The 13720-nt window shown below is 61.1% G+C and carries 11 protein-coding genes and 1 tRNA gene; 5 read left to right on the forward strand and 7 right to left on the reverse strand.

What is annotated here, in order from left to right:
• Positions 1-13 precede the first annotated feature (13 nt).
• Positions 14-454, forward strand: coding sequence for an MmcB family DNA repair protein (locus AKU94_RS16010; protein ID WP_050528332.1), 441 nt, complete (start codon positions 14-16; stop codon positions 452-454).
• Here the strand turns inward: AKU94_RS16010 and AKU94_RS16015 are convergent.
• The gene (locus AKU94_RS16015; RefSeq protein ID WP_050528268.1) at positions 451-660 is read right to left on the reverse strand and encodes a DUF6324 family protein; all 210 of its coding nucleotides are present in this window, start codon (positions 658-660) and stop codon (positions 451-453) included. The genes AKU94_RS16010 and AKU94_RS16015 overlap by 4 nt on opposite strands.
• A gap of 116 nt (positions 661-776) precedes the next feature.
• Here AKU94_RS16015 and AKU94_RS16020 point away from each other — a divergent pair.
• Both AKU94_RS16020 and AKU94_RS16025 read left to right on the forward strand, forming a co-directional pair.
• Positions 777-853: transfer RNA gene (locus AKU94_RS16020), tRNA-His, on the forward strand.
• A 153-nt stretch (positions 854-1006) separates the two neighbouring features.
• Positions 1007-3331, forward strand: coding sequence for a Tex family protein (locus AKU94_RS16025; protein WP_050528333.1), 2325 nt, complete (start codon positions 1007-1009; stop codon positions 3329-3331).
• A 2-nt stretch (positions 3332-3333) separates the two neighbouring features.
• Here AKU94_RS16025 and AKU94_RS16030 read toward each other — a convergent pair whose 3' ends face one another.
• The 6 genes from AKU94_RS16030 to AKU94_RS16055 are packed head-to-tail and all read right to left on the reverse strand — an operon-like array spanning position 3334 to position 9834.
• Positions 3334-4230, reverse strand: a complete 897-nt coding sequence (locus tag AKU94_RS16030) for a carbohydrate kinase family protein (RefSeq protein WP_050528269.1) — start codon at positions 4228-4230, stop codon at positions 3334-3336.
• A complete protein-coding gene (locus AKU94_RS16035; protein ID WP_050528270.1) occupies positions 4227-5270 on the reverse strand; it encodes an ABC transporter ATP-binding protein in 1044 nt (347 codons plus the stop codon). The genes AKU94_RS16030 and AKU94_RS16035 overlap by 4 nt, the downstream gene beginning before the upstream one ends.
• A gap of 3 nt (positions 5271-5273) precedes the next feature.
• Positions 5274-6761 (reverse strand): argininosuccinate lyase, encoded by a 1488-nt coding sequence (gene argH / locus AKU94_RS16040; RefSeq protein ID WP_050528271.1) that lies wholly within the window; start codon positions 6759-6761, stop codon positions 5274-5276.
• The gene (locus tag AKU94_RS16045) at positions 6758-7624 is read right to left on the reverse strand and encodes a carbohydrate ABC transporter permease (protein WP_050528272.1); all 867 of its coding nucleotides are present in this window, start codon (positions 7622-7624) and stop codon (positions 6758-6760) included. Before AKU94_RS16045 ends, argH begins: the two co-directional genes overlap by 4 nt.
• Positions 7621-8517, reverse strand: a complete 897-nt coding sequence (locus AKU94_RS16050; protein ID WP_050528334.1) for a carbohydrate ABC transporter permease — start codon at positions 8515-8517, stop codon at positions 7621-7623. The genes AKU94_RS16045 and AKU94_RS16050 overlap by 4 nt, the downstream gene beginning before the upstream one ends.
• A gap of 54 nt (positions 8518-8571) precedes the next feature.
• Positions 8572-9834, reverse strand: a complete 1263-nt coding sequence (locus AKU94_RS16055) for an extracellular solute-binding protein (RefSeq protein WP_157056577.1) — start codon at positions 9832-9834, stop codon at positions 8572-8574.
• Between the two features lie 149 nt (positions 9835-9983).
• Between AKU94_RS16055 and AKU94_RS16060 the strand changes: the two genes are divergently transcribed.
• Both AKU94_RS16060 and AKU94_RS16065 read left to right on the forward strand, forming a co-directional pair.
• A complete protein-coding gene (locus AKU94_RS16060; RefSeq protein ID WP_050528336.1) occupies positions 9984-11213 on the forward strand; it encodes an ROK family transcriptional regulator in 1230 nt (409 codons plus the stop codon).
• Positions 11204-13534 (forward strand): PIG-L family deacetylase, encoded by a 2331-nt coding sequence (locus tag AKU94_RS16065; protein WP_050528273.1) that lies wholly within the window; start codon positions 11204-11206, stop codon positions 13532-13534. The genes AKU94_RS16060 and AKU94_RS16065 overlap by 10 nt, the downstream gene beginning before the upstream one ends.
• Positions 13535-13720 lie beyond the last annotated feature (186 nt).

Raw genomic sequence — 13720 nt, forward strand, 5'->3', positions numbered from 1 at the left:
TCAAAATGTCTTGATGTTCGATCCCGCCATGACCCCCGGCCAGCGCCTTGCGCGTGGCACCTGCCGCCACCTCGCCGCCCTCGGCTTTGCCAGCGTCGAAGAGGTGATCCCCACCCCGGGCCTGCGCGTCGATGTCATGGCGCTTGGCCCCAAGGGAGAGGTCTGGGTGGTCGAATGCAAATCCTCACGCGCGGATTTCATGTCGGATGGCAAATGGCAGGGGTATCTGCCCTGGTGCGACCGGTTTTTCTGGGCGGTCGATACCACCTTTCCGGTTGAGCTTTTGCCAGATGACACCGGCCTTATCCTTGCCGATGGATATGACGCGGAGTTGGTCCGCATGGCCCCGCACAGCAAGCTTTCCGCCCCACGCCGCCGTGTGATCACGCAAATTTTCGCGCGCACGGCGGCCATGCGCCTGCGCACGTTACGCGACCCGCAAATCGGCGGTTAGCGTTTTTTCTTGGAGGGTGCTGCACCCATGCTGCGCGCCGCCGCCGCCGCTGTCATCAGCTCTTCGGCAATTTCCTGCGCCTCATCTGGATCAAAATCCAGCGGCAGGTCCACGCCCTCGCCCTCTACATAAATCCGCACCATGCCAAGGCTTGTTGGCCCGATCTGCAAATTTGCGGCAACTTCGCTTTGTTTATCAATGCCCATGGGCCTGTTTCTCCTGACCAATCCGGTTTTTATCGGCATAAACTGAAGCGTTGCGCGTGACAAGCTGTGCAAAGGGTCTTGCATTCGGTTAAAGCACAGTCTAAATCGCCCCCAGTGCCGCCTTAGCTCAGTTGGTTAGAGCGCTTGATTGTGGATCAAGAGGTCCCCCGTTCGAGCCGGGGAGGTGGTACCATTACCCTTTATTTACAGATCAAAAACCGCTTTCAAGCGATTGCGCCTTGCTGATTCTGCGCAGGCGGGCTTTGGCCACCTTTGGCCGAAAACACCTTGGCCCCGGACCTTGTCAGGTCTATGGTTCCGGCTTGCCAAACAGGAACCAAAGAATATGACCCCTGATCTTGCCGCCCGTCTCAACCGCCTTATTGCCAGCGAAATCAACGCCACCCCCGGGCAGGTCGCCTCTGCCGTGGAGCTGTTGGACGGCGGGGCCACCGTGCCATTTGTCGCCCGCTACCGCAAAGAGGTGACGGGGGGGCTGGATGATACCCAGCTACGCAACCTGTCCGAACGGCTGTCCTATCTGCGTGAAATGGAGGCGCGGCGCGCAACGATTCTGGCCTCGATCAAGGATCAGGGCAAGCTGACCGATGATCTGACCGCCAGCCTGACCAAGGCCACCACCAAGGCCGAGCTGGAAGATATTTACCTGCCCTACAAGCCCAAGCGCCGCACCCGCGCGATGATTGCCCGCGAAAACGGTCTTGGCCCGCTGGCCGAGGCTATCTTGGCCGATCGCAATGCCGATCCCCAAACGCTTGCCACTGCCTATGTCAATGACAAGGTCGCCGATACCAAAGCCGCCCTTGAAGGTGCGCGCGACATCATCGCCGAGGGGCTGGCCGAGAATGCCACGCTTTTGGGCAAGCTGCGCAACCATATGAAATCCGTGGGCCGTCTGGTCGCCACCGTCGTTGCCGACAAAGAGGCCGAAGGCGCCAAGTTTTCCGATTACTTCGCCCATTCGGAGCCGTGGCATTCCGCCCCCTCACACCGCGTTTTGGCGATGCTGCGCGGCCGCAACGAGGGGTTTCTGACCTTGGACCTTGAGGTGGACCCGGACGCCCCGCGCGGCCAATCCCCCTGTGAGGCGACCTGCGGTGCGGCGTTGCAGGCCGCAGGCCAAGTCAAGGGGGATATCTGGCTGCGCGAGGTCGCGGCCTGGGCATGGCGGATCAAGATCAAGACCTCGCTGACGCTGGATCTGATGGGCGATCTGCGTGACCGTGCCGAGGCCGAGGCGATCCGCGTCTTTGCCCGCAACCTCAAGGATCTTCTGCTGGCGGCCCCTGCGGGGGGGCGTGCCACGATGGGGCTTGATCCGGGGATACGGACGGGGGTGAAAGTGGCCGTGGTCGATGCGACGGGCAAGCTCTTGGCCACCGATACTGTTTACCCGTTCCAGCCGAAAAACGAGCTGCGCGCCGCACAGGTGACAATCGCGCAACTGATCGGCAAGCATGGTGTGGGCCTCATTGCCATCGGCAATGGCACCGCCAGCCGCGAGACCGAAAAGATGGTCGCCGATATGCTGAACGTGCTGCCCGCCACAGTGAAAAAACCAACCAAGGTAATTGTCTCCGAGGCAGGCGCGTCGGTCTATTCCGCATCGGAACTGGCCGCGCGCGAATTTCCCGATCTGGATGTGTCCCTGCGCGGGGCGGTTTCCATCGCCCGCCGTCTCCAAGACCCGCTGGCCGAACTGGTCAAGATCGAGCCCAAAGCCATCGGCGTCGGCCAGTATCAGCATGACGTGGACCAGCACCGCCTTGGCCGCTCGCTTGAGGCCGTGGTCGAGGATGCCGTGAACGCGGTAGGGGTTGACCTGAACACCGCCTCGGCCCCGCTTTTGGCGCGGGTGTCGGGTGTCGGGCCGGGGCTGGCCGATGCGATCGTTGCCCACCGCGATGCCAATGGCCCCTTTGCCAAACGCCGCGACCTGTTGAAAGTTGCGCGCCTTGGGCCAAAAGCCTTTGAACAGGCGGCGGGGTTCTTGCGTATTTCAGGCGGGGCGGAACCGCTTGATGCCTCATCGGTCCACCCCGAGGCCTATGACGTGGCGCGCAAGATCGTTGCCGCCTGTGGCCGCGATCTGCGCGAGGTGATGGGATCACCGAAACTGGCTCAGCTTGACCCGATGCATTTTGTCGATGACCGCTTTGGCCTGCCCACCATCAAGGATATTCTGGCCGAGCTGGAAAAACCCGGCCGCGACCCGCGGCCCGAGTTCAAGACCGCAAGCTTTGCCGAGGGCGTCGATGACATCAAAGACCTCAAACCCGGCATGATGCTGGAAGGCACGGTAACCAATGTCGCGGCCTTCGGGGCCTTTGTCGATATAGGTGTGCATCAGGACGGGCTGGTGCATGTCAGCCAGCTTGCCGATAAATTCGTGTCCGACCCGCATGAGGTGGTAAAGGCCGGTGATGTGGTCAAGGTGCGGGTGGTTGAGGTGGATGTGCCACGCAAGCGTATCGGGCTGACCATGAAGAAAGACAGCGGCGAGGCCCGCGAAAAAGCCGCCGAACGAGGCAAACGCCCCACAGGCGGCCCGCAAAAAGCCCCGCCCAAAGCCGCGCAAATGCAATCAGCGCCCAAGGCGACAACGGCAAATCCTTTTGCCGATGCGCTACGCGGCAAGTTCGGAAAATGACGCTACCGGGCGGCGGGCTTATGCCGGGCCAGCCGCCCCAGACCCCGCGCGCCGCCGTGGCGCGCCACCGCAGCACTTGCGGTATACGCCCCCGCATCCAGACAATCCGCCAGCCCTGCGCCAAAAAGCCAGCGGTCCAGAAAGCCTGCGTTGAAGGCGTCCCCCGCCCCCACGGTATCAACCACCTCGGTGATATAGGCGGGACGGTGGATCGACCCTTTGGCCGAAAAAGCCCGCGCACCGGCGGCCCCCTCCTTGACCACAACCAAGGGGGCCAGGTGTTCGTAGCCCGCCAGCATATCCGCCTCGGCGCGATTTGGGAAAAAGACGTCAATGCCCTGCATGATCGCCGCCAGACCATCACGGGCCAGAACCTCCGCATCCCATGAACAATCCAGCGAAATCGTCATCCCCGCCGCCTTGGCCCGCGCAATCACCTGCGGGCTTTCGACAAGGCTTGCCAGCTCACCTATATGCAGATGATCCCATGCGCCGCTGTCAATGGCGGCACCCAAAGTGTCGGGAAAGGCGGGCCCTGCACGGCGCGTGACAAAGGCGCGGTCGCCGCCCAGGATCATTGCCACAGTGATCTGCGGGTCAACCCCCGGTGCGGCTAGGCTGCATGCGCCCAGATCAAGCCCCGCATTACCCAGTTCGGTTGCGATTGCGCCCGCGAAAGGTTCAGCGGGCAGAACCGCAGCCAGCCCCGCCGCACGCCCCAGCGCCGCAAGATAGGCCGCCGTGATATAGGCCCCGCCCCCCGCTGCCAACACAAGACCGTTTGCATAAACCTCTTGGCCCGGCGCGGGCACGCAGGGCAGGCCCGACATCACGATGTCACAATAAAGTCTGCCTGTGCAAAGCACTCGCTTGCCCCATGATGCCGGTTGCGTGCTCATGTGATCGCCTCCCCATCCGCGCCGAAAAGATGCAGGTTCGCCGGATCGACCGTTAGCTGAACCACAGCCCCCAGCGCGGGCGGGTTGCGCCCATCGGCATGGGCGACCACCTCTTGCCCATCGATATCGACATAGACAAGCGTCTCGGACCCCAGCGGCTCCAGCAGGGTGATACGGCCCGAAAAACAGCCCTTGTCTTGTGTTACGCAAAGATCATCAGGGCGAATACCTACCGTCATTGCCCCCGTACGGCCGGTTTCACGCGCAATCATTGTGCCGCCCACCTCAAGGCCACCCGCCACCGCCCGGCCCGGCATCAGGTTCATCGAGGGCGCGCCGATGAATTGCGCCACAAAGATATTGGCAGGCTGGTGGAACACCTCGGCGGGGGTGCCGATTTGCTGGATATGGCCATCCTTCATGATCACGATCCGGTCGGCCATCGTCATCGCCTCTACCTGATCATGGGTGACAAAGATGATCGTGGTGCCGACCCTTTGGTGTAGCTTCTTTATCTCCAGCCGCATCTGACTGCGCAATTGGGCATCGAGGTTCGACAGCGGCTCATCAAAAAGGAACACCGCCGGATCGCGCACCATCGCGCGCCCGATCGCCACCCGCTGACGTTGCCCGCCCGAAAGCTGGGCGGGCTTGCGGTCCAGATATTCGGTCATCGACAGGATCGCCGCGACCTCTTCGATCCGCTGTTCCCGCTCGGGTTTGGACAGCGAGGAGGTCCGCAGGCCAAAGCCGATATTCTTGCGCACCGACATATGCGGATAGATCGCGTAATTCTGGAACACCATTGCGATGTCGCGGTCTTTGGGTTCCAGATGGTTGACGGTGCGCCCGCCGATCTGCACCTCGCCGCTGGTCACATCCTCCAGCCCCGCGATGATCCGCAAGGTCGTGGATTTGCCGCATCCCGAAGGCCCGACAAAGACGACAAACTCGCCATCTGCCACCTCAAGGTTGATGCCGTGCAAGACCTCTGCCTTGCCATACGCCTTGACCAGATTGTGCAGGGTAACTGTCGCCATAGGTTACTCCTTCAACAAGGCATTGAAAGCGGCATCAAGGGCGGTTTGCGCATTGGTCACCCGCTCATGGCCCAGCCGGCCAATCTGACAGCATTCGGCCAGTTCATATTCATACTGCAAAAATGCCTCATCCAGCGCCGCAGGTGCCGGCCCACCAAAGCGGTCACGCCGCGCGATGAAACCTTGCACGCTGACCGCATCGGCAAAGCCCGCCGCATCCATCCCCGTCGCGCGCCCCAGCTGCGCGGTAAAGGCGGCGGTAAAGGGGGCAAACCCTTGGGCCAAAGGCACGCCGCGCGCAATCACGTCCCTTGCAGTTTCTGCGGCCACCTCATGCGCCTGACGAAAGCTGAGCCCCTCATCGCGCACCAAAGTATCGGCCAGCTCGGTCACAGTCACACAGGCCGCATCCATATTTGCCGCCACCCTATCGGCGCGGATCGAACAGGCCGGGATCAGCGCACGCATCAACGTCAGCACCCGCTCGGCGCTGGCAAAGGCGGCATAGCCTGCGACCTGCACCTCTCCCTCGCTGTCATTCATATCCGTAAAGGGCGTGTTATGCATGGTGTTGACCACCGCATCACAGCGCCCCACCGTCATGCTGGCCAGATGGCGCAAATGCTCTATCGGGACCGGATTGCGCTTTTGCGGCATGATCGAGGATATCTGCACCATCGAGTTCGGGACATAAAGCTGACCGACCTCAAAGGCGCTCCAGAATTGCATATCCTGAATGACGCGACCAAGGTGCAAGAACACCAGCTTTATCGCGGAATAAAGCCCCGTCACGTAATCCACACTGGCGATACAGCCATAAGAATTGCGCAAAGGGGCGGAAAACCCCAAAAGATCCGCCATACGGTGCCGGTTGACCGCAAAGCCCGAGGTGGTGATCGCCGCCGCCCCCATCGGGCAATGGTCAAGCACCTCGCGGGCATCACACAACCGCTGGCCATCGCGGATCAACACCTCGATCACAGCGGCAAGGTAGTGACCATAGGTGGTGGGCTGGGCCGGCTGCCCGTGGGTATAGGCCACAATCGGAGTATCGCGTTCTCGCCGCGCCGTCGCAACCAATGCCAACGCCAGGTCCATGGTTTGTGTCAGTAAACCCTTGGCCTTTTCACGCAAAACCATTTTAAAAACCGTATGATCCATGTCGTTGCGCGACCGCGCCGTATGCAATGCCCCCGCCACATCCGGGCCAAGACGGCGTTTCAGCTCTGCCTCGACCAAAAAGAAATAATCCTCATATTCGCCGATATATTCCAGTGTGGACAGATCAACCCCGGCATCGATATCCACCAGCGCGCGGGCAATTTTACCGGCCACATCCCGCGCCAAAATACCCTCTTCGGCCAGCATCACCAGATGGGCGCGGTTGATTGCACGCACGCTTGGGGCATAGTAATGCTTGGCGGCGTCAAACAGGGGGGTCAGCACCGTATCGCGGTAAGCTGGATCGGGAAATTTTGTTGTGTCGGTCATCCTTTAAGCCCCGCCATGGCAACACCGCGAATGATGTAGCGTTGAAAGATTAGAAATACGATCAGCGTCGGGATCGTGGCAAGTGCTGCACCCGTCATGATCAACTCCCACTCCACCGCTTGTTCCACGCTAAAGGTGGTAAGGCCCACAGGCAGCGTGTAAAGTTCCTGGCTGTTGGTCACGATCAGCGGCCAAAGGAACGCGGTCCAATTGCCCAGAAATACGAATATCGCCAAGGCACTCAGCGCAGGCGCCACCAAAGGCAGGGCCACCGACCACCAGATCTGGAACTCGTTCAGCCCGTCAATCCGCGCCGCCTCCAGAAAGTCATCGGGCACTGTTTCAAAGAACTGTTTCATCAGGAATGTGCCAAAGGCCGTCATGACGCCGGGGAACATGATCCCCCAGTAACTATCCAGCCAGCCAAGGCTTTTTGACATCAGATACCACGGGATCACCAGCATTTCCGTGGGGATCATCAGTGTCGACAGGATGGCGATGAACACGAATGTCCGCCCGCGAAAGGTGAACTTGCACAGCGCATAGCCCACCAATGCATCGAAAAATACCGCCGAGATCGTCGTCAGCGTGGCGATCAGCAGCGAGTTCCCGAACCAGCGCAAAAACCGCCCGTCCGACAGAACATAGGTGTAATTCTCAAACGTCGGCTCGGTCGGGATGATGTTGAGGTCGTACATCTCGAACGGATATTTGATCGAGGCCGAGAGCATATAGACAATCGGCATCACCATCACAATCGCGCCCATCGCCAGCAAGGTCCAGCGCAGCACGGCATAGGGATCACGCGGGCCTTTGGCGGGCTTGCGCATCAGGCTTTGGGAACTGACCCTGATCTCGCTCATGGTTTGTCCCTCAGTATACGAAGCTGGGCAAGGCTGACGACCAGCAATATCGCGAAGAGCACCACAGTTTGCGCGGCGGCATAGCCCATATCAAAGCTGGAAAACGCGGTTTGATAGATCATCAGGACCAGCGGCTTGGTGCTGTCCAATGGTCCGCCGGGGTTATTGGTGGTCATATTGAACACCTGATCGAATATCCGCAAAAAGCCGATCGAGGAAAAGACCACCAGAAACACGATTGTAGGTTTCAGCAGTGGCAAGGTGATCTCGGACATGATCGTCCAGCCCGAAACGCCGTCAATCCGCGCCGCCTCATAGTAACTTGTAGGAATGGCGCGCAGACCGGCCATAAAGATGATGATCTGGAACCCGAGGCCCGCCCAGATTGCAGGCAGCAAGATCGCAGGCAGCGCATTGGTGGTGGAGTTCAGGAAATTAACCTGCGCAAAGCCCAATGACGCCAGAAAATTGTTGAAAAGCCCGATGGGCACCGGCTGATAGAACCACCGCCAGACCCATGCCATCGCCACGGTAGAGGTCAGGAACGGCAGGAAATAAAGCGCGCGCAAGGTGCCATGCAGCAGACGGGTTTTATCAAGCTGATAGGCGATCACAAAGCTTAGCACCAATGAGATCGGCGTGCCGAGGATCAGATAGACAAAGGTGTTGCGAAACACCTTCCAGAACACCGGATCATGCCAGAGCTTGATGTAATTCTCGGCCCCGACCCATTCGCGCGGGCCCAAAAGGTTCCAGCTTTGAAAGCTGAGGATGATCGCGTTCAGCGTCGGGTAAAAGCGGATGACCGAGTAAAACAGGATCGGCACAGCCAAAAAGGCCCATGCCCAGACCACCTGTTTTTGGCGGATCGAAAGGTTGCGGTAAAATGACATGATGGCTCCCAAGCCCCGCAAGGTGCGGCGCAGTTGCCCGCGCCGCGCCAGTGTTTACTTATTGTAATAGCCGTCCAGAATGGCCTGTTCCGCCTTGGCTGCAGCGGCCAAGGCATCCTCGGCCGATTGCCCCTCAAGGAACATCCGGCTTACGGCATCCACAAGCACCTGACGTTGACCGGATTCGTCAACGAAGACAGTTGTTTGCGCGTATCCAAGCCCCGCCACAAACGGCCCGAACACCGGATCGGCAAGGTTCGCCTCGGTCATCGCCGCGGATGGTTTCGCAGGCAATTCGCCAACCGTATCCAGCCAGATCTGCATCGCCTCATCGCTGGTGATATATTCCATGAATTTGACCGAAGCCTCGAATTTCTCACCCTCGGCCTTGGAGGTGATCGCATTCACCCAATAGCTGGCATAGTTGGACTTGCTGCCATCCGGCCCCGCAGGCAACTCCGCCACGCCCCAATCAAGACCGCGGGTATCCTTTAGCGCGCCGATACGGAAAGAGCCGTCAATATGCATCGCGGCCCGGCCTGCCTTGAAGGCGGCTTGCGGCTCATCCATGAAGGTAGAGCTGGTTACACCGTGTTTTTGCTCCAGATCGGTATAAAACTTCAGCGCGGCCACGCCGGCGGCATCATTATAGGTTACGGTTTTATTGTCATCCGAATAAGGCACGCCGCCGAACTGGCGCAACAGCACTTCGCGCAGCCAATGGTGATCCTGCGCCGTCATACCAGAGGTAAAGCCCTCAGCCGTGATATTGCCCGCCCCGTCTTTTTGGGTCATCGCGGCGGCCATTTCCACCAGCTCATCCAGATTGGCGGGCGGGGCCTCAAAGCCTGCGTTCTTGAACATCCGCTTGTTATAGAACAACGCAAGCGAGCGCACCGCCGTCGGCAGCGCCATATAGGCACCGTCGATCTTCATCGCGCGCACCATCGGAAAGAAATCCGCCTCGATCTGTTCAACCGGGAAACGGTCCTCGGGCAGCGGCTGGATCAGATCCGCCTCGACGTAATCATTCAGCCAGCCGTAAAACAACTGCACCACATCCGGCCCCTCGCCTGCGGGAATGGCGGCGGCAACCTTGGTACGGTAATCGGCATAGGGAAAGGTGCTTTGCTTGACGGTGATACCGGGGTTGGCGACCTCAAAATTCTCGATCAACTGATCCATCGCGGTGACACGGGCATCAAAAATATACTGCCAATATTCAATTTCTACCGCCCAGGCGGGACCAGAGGCCACCAGCGCCGCAAGGCTTGTCGCCGCAGCACAGGTCAGTGTCTTGAAGGTTTTCATCATCATACTCTCCCATATGCGGCCCCGATCAGGCCCAAATTCTAGCTTATGTTTTTATGGGGGGCCGCCAAGATTGCGGCCCCTATACGCAACTGTTGACGCCTTCCCTGCAAAGATCAATACTTTATTCAAACGTTTTGAATAAAGGTTGCCCCTTGCCCCACAGCCTCCATCACATCGCGGGAAACAACGCCGAAAAGACAAAGGCGCACAATCGCCGTGTCATTCTGGGGCATTTGCAAGGCCGGGACGCGGGGCGCGCGGAAATCGCCAAGGCCTCGGGGCTGTCGACCCAGACCGTATCAAACCTGATGGCCGAACTGGAGGAAGAGGGGCTTGTCCACCGCCAAGGCCGCAGGCCCGCCGCGCGCGGGGCGCCGCCGCTGCTCTATGCCTTCAACCCTTCGGGGGCTGCGGCCCTCGGGTTCGAAGTCCGCCCCGATATTTTGACAATGGTGCTGACCGATATTGGCGGCACGGCGCGGCTGACCCGCCAGATGCGTCTGACCCGGTGCGACCCTGCGCATGTCTTGGAACTGATGGCGCAAATGGCCAAGGAGGCACAGGCCGAGCGGCCCCGCATTCTTGGTGCCGGTCTTGTCATCCCCGGCCCCTTTGGTGTTGAGGGGCTAAGTGCTGCGGGGGCCACCACCCTGCCCGGCTGGGAGCCGAAACAGATCCCCGCCATGGCCGCCGAAGCCCTTGGCATGCCCGTTCATCTGGACAAGGACGCCACGGCCGCGGCCCTTGCCGAGGGGATGGGCGGCGCAGCGCAGGGGCTTTCGAGCTATGCGTTTTTGTATTTCGGATCGGGGCTGGGGTTGGGGATCATATCGCAAGGCCAGCCCCTGCGCGGCGGTTTCGGCAATGCAGGAGAACTGGGTCATGTCATCATCACCCCCGGCGGCCTGCCCTGCGATTGCGGCAATCGCGGCTGTCTGGAGCAATACGTCAGCCGTCTTTCGCTGCAACGCCATCTGGTTGCAACGGGCCTTCTGGCCCCACATACGCGCGGCACCGATGCGACAGTCACCGCCCTGCTTGCCGCAAATGACCCTACGCTGACAGAATGGATCATCACAGCGGCCGAGGCGCTTTCGCGCGCGATCGGCATGCTGGAAAACCTGTTTGATCCGCAAAGCATCATCCTTGGCGGTGCCTTGCCCGATGCACTTCTGGATGCGCTCATCGCCCATTTATCCCTGCCCGAGGGCTCTGTCTCGCGGCGCGCGGATCGCAACAGGCCGCGGGTCATGCGCGGCACCTCTGGCAGGCAAAGCGCCGCAATGGGGGCCGCAGCCCTTGTGATCCATGATACCGTCACCCCGCGCCTTGATGCCCACCGCGCGCTGCCCACCGAAATGAAAGATGCCCCATGCCCCTGACCGATGCCGCCCGTATTGCCGCCCAAACCACCCAGCCCGCAGCCATGATGCTCTGGCGGGCGCTGCAACCCCTGCGCGGGCTGGCGCGGTTCATGAACTCCGGCGCCCATCCCGATGATGAGATTAGCACGATGCTGGCCGCCCTCACTTACCGCGACGGGCTGTCGCTGTCTTATGTCTGTTCCACCCGTGGCGAGGGCGGGCAGAATGACATCGGCCGCGAGGCAGGGGCCGATCTGGGCACACTGCGCACCGCCGAGATGCATGCCGCCGCCGATATCCTCGGGCTGTCGATGTATTGGCTGTCCGACAGTCCCGATGATCCGATCGTTGATTTCGGCTTTTCAAAATCAGGCATCGAGACCCTTGGCAAATGGGGCCACGCCCATACCCTGCGGCGGCTGGTAGAGGTCATCCGCAAGGACCGGCCCGATATCCTTTGCCCGACCTTCCTCGATATCCCCGGCCAGCATGGCCACCACCGTGCCATGACCCAAGCCGCCCATGAGGCAATGACCGCCGCCGCCGATCCGGATTTCAGTGCGGAGGGCGCGCCCTGGCAGGTCGCCAAGCTGTATCTGCCCGCATGGTCCGGCGCGGGGGATGCCTATGATGACGATCTGCCGCCGCCCCCCGCCACCGTCCATATTCCCGGTGCAGGGCGGGAACCGGTATCCGGCTGGACATGGGCCGAAATCGGCCAGCACTCCCGCGTGTTTCATGCCACCCAAGGCATGGGCCGTTGGACCGATGGCAAGGAACCGCAGGGCTGGTCGCTGCATCTGGCGCAAAGCCATGTCGGGGCGGACCGCTCCGCGATCACCGACAACCTGCCGCAGAGCTATGCCGAATTGCTGGACGGTCATCCGCGCGCCCAAACATTGGACGGCGCGCTTGCGGCCTGTATCGCCGCCTTTCCCGATACCGCACAGATTTTGCACCACGGGTTTGACGCGCTCGGCCATCTGCGCGCCTTGCGCGATACCTGCCCCGAAGAGGCGCGTGACCAGACGCTCCACCGGCTGGACCGGACCGAGGCCCAGCTGGCGCGGGTGCTTTGGCTGGCCTCGGGGGCGCGGTTGACGGCGCGGCTGGACCGCCTCCATGCCCGCCCCGGCGAACATATCGCGGCGGGGCTGACGCTCCAGCCCGCCAGCGAGGCCTGTGAGGTCACGGCCGAATGGCACCTGCCGGAGGGCTGGCTGGCCGATGCGAACGGCATCACCCTTGCCAAGGATGCACAGCCCTTTGACCCCTATCCGATGATCCATCACGCCCATGCCCCGCAAGGGCCGGTGGCCGCCACCATCACCCTGCGCAAGGACGAAACCTCTGTCCAGCTTTTGCACCCCATCGGCGCGCAGGTGCTGGTCCTGCCCAACACCGAAGCCGGGGTAGAACCGCAAACGGCTTTCCTCAACATCGCCGCGCCGCAGCCCATTGCCCTGCGCCTGAGCGACGGTGCCACGCTGACGCCACCCGATGGCCGGACGCTTGAGACATCTGCCAATGAGACGGTGCTACTGCCCGAAACCCCGAAAGAGGGGCTGTATACTCTGCCGCTAAAGGTCGCGGGCCAGCCTGCCCAGACAGTGACCCGTATCAACCATCCCCATACCGGCGCGCTGATACGCAGCGCCCCCGCGGCCCTGCGTTTGCGCGTGGCGGATGTGGCGTTGGCCCCCGCGCGCATCGCCTATATCGGGGGCGGCAATGACCGCGTGGATCACTGGCTGCGCGCAATGGGGGCCGATGTCACGACCCTTTCGGATACGGATATGAGCCCCAGCATACTTGTCGGTTTCGACACGCTGGTGATCGGGATCTTTGCCATGCGGTTTCGCCCCGGCCTGCCCGCCTTGATGCCTGCGGTGCATGACTGGGTGGTCAAGGGCGGTACGCTCCTGACGCTTTATCACCGCCCATGGGATAATTGGACCGAGGCCACCGCGCCCCGCCCGCTAGAGATCGGCAAGCCCAGCCTTCGCTACCGCGTCACCGATGAAAATGCCGCCGTCACCCATCTGGTCCCTGATCATCCGCTGCTCAACGCCCCCAACCGGATCGGCCCCCAAGATTGGGAAGGGTGGGTCAAGGAACGCGGGCTCTATTTTGCCAAAAACTGGGACGATGCCTATCAGCCCCTGCTGGAGATGGCGGATGAGGGCGAGACCCCGCATCAAGGCGCGTTGCTGTCGGCGCGGATCGGTGAAGGGCAACACCACCACTGCGCGCTGATCTTGCATCTGCAAATGGAGGCGCTGGTTCCCGGTGCGTTCCGCTTGATGGCCAATCTGACGGCACCGCCAGAATGGCCATAACCGCCAAGGCTCGGCACGATTTTTCTTGGGTAGGGACCTATGTTTCAAAATTTCTACGCTCGCCATCGACAATCATCTGCTCTGGATTGTCGATGGGAAAGTGTTGCGATGCTTCAACTGGTCTTGGTAACCGGCCAATAACACCGCTGAGCGCGTCAAATCCATCCGGTGGATCCGGCGCTCCGG

This window comes from Pseudorhodobacter aquimaris, from assembly GCF_001202025.1.
Classification (GTDB): domain Bacteria; phylum Pseudomonadota; class Alphaproteobacteria; order Rhodobacterales; family Rhodobacteraceae; genus Pseudorhodobacter; species Pseudorhodobacter aquimaris.

Coding starts and splice junctions, on each gene's coding strand:
- AKU94_RS16045 (WP_050528272.1), bottom strand. CDS start 7,624: ATGAGCGAGATCAGGGTCAGTTCCCAAAGCCTGATGCGCAAGCCCGCC.
- AKU94_RS16065 (WP_050528273.1), top strand. CDS start 11,204: ATGCCCCTGACCGATGCCGCCCGTATTGCCGCCCAAACCACCCAGCCC.
- argH (WP_050528271.1), bottom strand. CDS start 6,761: ATGACCGACACAACAAAATTTCCCGATCCAGCTTACCGCGATACGGTG.
- AKU94_RS16015 (WP_050528268.1), bottom strand. CDS start 660: ATGGGCATTGATAAACAAAGCGAAGTTGCCGCAAATTTGCAGATCGGG.
- AKU94_RS16025 (WP_050528333.1), top strand. CDS start 1,007: ATGACCCCTGATCTTGCCGCCCGTCTCAACCGCCTTATTGCCAGCGAA.
- AKU94_RS16010 (WP_050528332.1), top strand. CDS start 14: ATGTTCGATCCCGCCATGACCCCCGGCCAGCGCCTTGCGCGTGGCACC.
- AKU94_RS16050 (WP_050528334.1), bottom strand. CDS start 8,517: ATGTCATTTTACCGCAACCTTTCGATCCGCCAAAAACAGGTGGTCTGG.
- AKU94_RS16030 (WP_050528269.1), bottom strand. CDS start 4,230: ATGAGCACGCAACCGGCATCATGGGGCAAGCGAGTGCTTTGCACAGGC.
- AKU94_RS16035 (WP_050528270.1), bottom strand. CDS start 5,270: ATGGCGACAGTTACCCTGCACAATCTGGTCAAGGCGTATGGCAAGGCA.
- AKU94_RS16055 (WP_157056577.1), bottom strand. CDS start 9,834: ATGATGATGAAAACCTTCAAGACACTGACCTGTGCTGCGGCGACAAGC.